This is a genomic window from Streptomyces sp. NPDC059456, from assembly GCF_042750055.1.
In the GTDB taxonomy this organism is placed as follows: Bacteria; Actinomycetota; Actinomycetes; order Streptomycetales; family Streptomycetaceae; genus Streptomyces.
Genome location: NZ_JBHYVA010000899.1, coordinates 1 through 2,842 on the forward strand (window position 1 = coordinate 1; position 2,842 = coordinate 2,842).

Here is a 2,842-nt window from a genome sequence, read left to right on the forward strand (position 1 = left end):
GTCCAGCAGGGTGGTCAGCAGCGGTGCGTCGGCGCGGTGGGCGCACTCGGCGAAGCCCGTCACGGCATGCGGGCCCACCCGCTCGGGGTCCGCGAGGAGCGCGCGGTAGGACGCGTGGGGGTCGCCGCCGTCCTGGCGCAGCAGCCAGCGGGCGCAGGCCCGGACCGGGCCGGACCGGTCGGCCAGGTGGTCCACGGCCTGCGCGGCCCGCCCGGCCCGGCGCAGGGCGGTGACACCGGCGGCCCGGACCATCGGGGCGCCCGCGCCGAGGAGGGTGTCGACCGCCTCGTCGTCCGGCCCGCCGGCGGCCATCGCGGCGAGCGCGGCATCGGTCCACATCCGGTGCGTCAGCGGGTCGTGCTCCGCGGCGGCCCGCCGGGCGAGCTCCCTCACGTCCGGCTGCCGTGTGGCGAGGGTGAGGCGGGTGGCGAACCGCCGGGTCGGCAGGTCCGCCGCCGTGCACAGGCCGTCCAGGATGCGGGCGCTCTGCTCGGCGGTGAGCGAGCTCCGACTCCACGTCGTCGAGGGCCGTCCGGGGCGCCACCACGCGGCGAGGAGGGAGTACCGGCCGCTCAGCGCGGCCTCCAGCTGCTGCACCGCCCAGGCGCCGTGCTCGCGCCGGCCCAGCCGCAGGGCGAGCGGGACGAGGGCGGCCAGCGTCGGTTCGGGGTCCTTCGCCACCAACCGGCCGAGTACGCGCCGCGCGCGCTCGCGGACCGCCGGGGTCCAGTCGGCGCACCGGATCAGCACCAGCAGTGGCGGCGGGACCCGCCAGGCGGCGAGCGCGGACGCGCGGACCCGGCCGTCGGCGTCGCACAACCGGGCCTGGATCAGGTCGCTGCGGAGCGTCCCGTGCGAGCGGACCCGGAGGTGCCGTATCTCCTTGTCGTACGCGATCCAGGCCTGCGGACCGCTCTGCAAGAGCAGCCGGCCGGCGCGGGCGAGGTCCCCGTCCAGAGTTGCGTTCGCCGCGGCCCTGCCCCTGTGCGCGTCCTGGCGTGCGCTGGTCATGTTCCCTCCCCGGATCACCGTGCCCGCTGATCGTATGCGTCCGGTCGTCCACCCTGCCCTCGATATTCCCGCTGGTCAGCGGAGTCGATCGGACCTTGATTGACGAAACATACGGAGCAGTGCATAGTTATGCCCATCGCTGGACGGGCCGCGCCGATGCAGGAGCCGCGGCCTCGCCCGACGGCCGGCGGCGCCCGACCGTCTCCCCGTTTCCTCCGCGACGGGGAGGCAGTTGCACATCCGAAGCCATGTGAAACATCCGAAGCCATGCAGATGCAGTCTTGAGGAGCAGTAGCTGTGAGCAGCAACAACGGTGGTGACGTCCGGCTCTGGGGCGGCCGGTTCGCCGACGGCCCTTCGGAGGCGCTGGCCCTGCTGTCGGCGTCCGTCCACTTCGACTGGCGGCTCGCGCCGTACGACATCGCCGGATCCCGCGCCCACGCCCGGGTGCTCGCCAAGGCGGGCCTGCTCACCGCGGACGAGCTCGACCGCATGATCGCGGGCCTGGACCAGCTCGAAGCCGACGTCGCCGACGGCTCGTTCACCGGCACCATCGCCGACGAGGACGTGCACACCGCCCTGGAGCGGGGCCTGCTGGAACGGCTCGGCGCCGAACTCGGCGGCAAACTGCGGGCCGGCCGCTCCCGCAACGACCAGGTGGCCACCCTCTTCCGGATGTACCTGCGCGACCACGCCCGGATCGTCGGCGGCCTGATCGCCGACCTCCAGGACGCGCTGGTCGGCCTCGCCGAGACCCACCACGACGTGGCCATGCCCGGCCGGACCCACCTCCAGCACGCGCAGCCGGTGCTGTTCGCCCACCACGTACTGGCCCACGTGCAGTCGCTGTCGCGGGACGCGGAGCGGCTGCGGCAGTGGGACACCCGGACCGCGGTCTCCCCGTACGGCTCGGGCGCCCTGGCCGGCTCCTCGCTGGGCCTGGACCCGGAGGCGGTCGCCGCCGATCTGGGCTTCGAGCGCGGTTCGGCCGGCAACTCGATCGACGGCACGGCTTCCCGCGACTTCGTCGCCGAGTTCGCCTTCATCACCGCGATGATCGGGATCAACCTGTCCCGGATCGCGGAGGAGATCATCATCTGGAACACGAAGGAGTTCTCCTTCGTGACCCTGCACGACGCCTTCTCGACCGGGTCGTCGATCATGCCGCAGAAGAAGAACCCGGACATCGCGGAGCTGGCGCGCGGCAAGTCGGGCCGGCTCATCGGCAACCTCACGGGCCTGCTGGCCACCCTCAAGGCCCTCCCGCTCGCGTACAACCGCGACCTCCAGGAGGACAAGGAGCCGGTCTTCGACTCCTGCGACACCCTCGAAGTCCTGCTCCCGGCCTTCACCGGGATGATGGCCACCCTCACCGTCAACCGCGAACGGATGGAGGAGCTGGCCCCGGCCGGGTTCTCGCTGGCCACGGACATCGCGGAGTGGCTGGTCAAGCAGGGCGTGCCGTTCCGCGTCGCGCACGAGGTGGCCGGCGAGTGCGTCAAGGAGTGCGAGGCCCTCGGGATCGAGCTGGACGAGCTCACCGACGAGCAGTTCGCGAAGATCTCCGAGCACCTGACCCCGGAGGTCCGCACTGTGCTCAACGTGCCCGGCGCCCTCGCCTCGCGCAACGGCCGCGGCGGCACCGCCCCCTCGGCGGTCGCGAAGCAGCTCGCCGAACTCAAGGCCGACCTGGTCATCCAGCACGCCTGGGCCACCCACAAGCAGTAGCCGCACGGCGCTGCCCGTACGTCCGCGGCCATGCGGCCCGCACGCCCGCGCCCCCTCCGGGGCCGGGCCCTGCACCCCCGCACCCCGCGGCATGCCCGGAGGG

At 73.4% G+C, this 2,842-nt stretch carries 1 protein-coding gene and 1 pseudogene; one reads left to right on the top strand and one right to left on the bottom strand.

Annotation, left to right across the window (positions count from 1 at the left end):
* Positions 1 to 1,011, bottom strand: a pseudogene (locus ACFXA3_RS40245) (hypothetical protein); the annotation flags it as partial.
* Positions 1,012 to 1,308: 297 nt separating this feature from the next.
* Here ACFXA3_RS40245 and argH point away from each other — a divergent pair.
* Positions 1,309 to 2,739 (top strand): argininosuccinate lyase, encoded by a 1,431-nt coding sequence (gene argH, locus ACFXA3_RS40250; RefSeq protein ID WP_385196033.1) that lies wholly within the window; start codon positions 1,309 to 1,311, stop codon positions 2,737 to 2,739.
* The last annotated feature ends 103 nt before the right edge of the window (positions 2,740 to 2,842 follow it).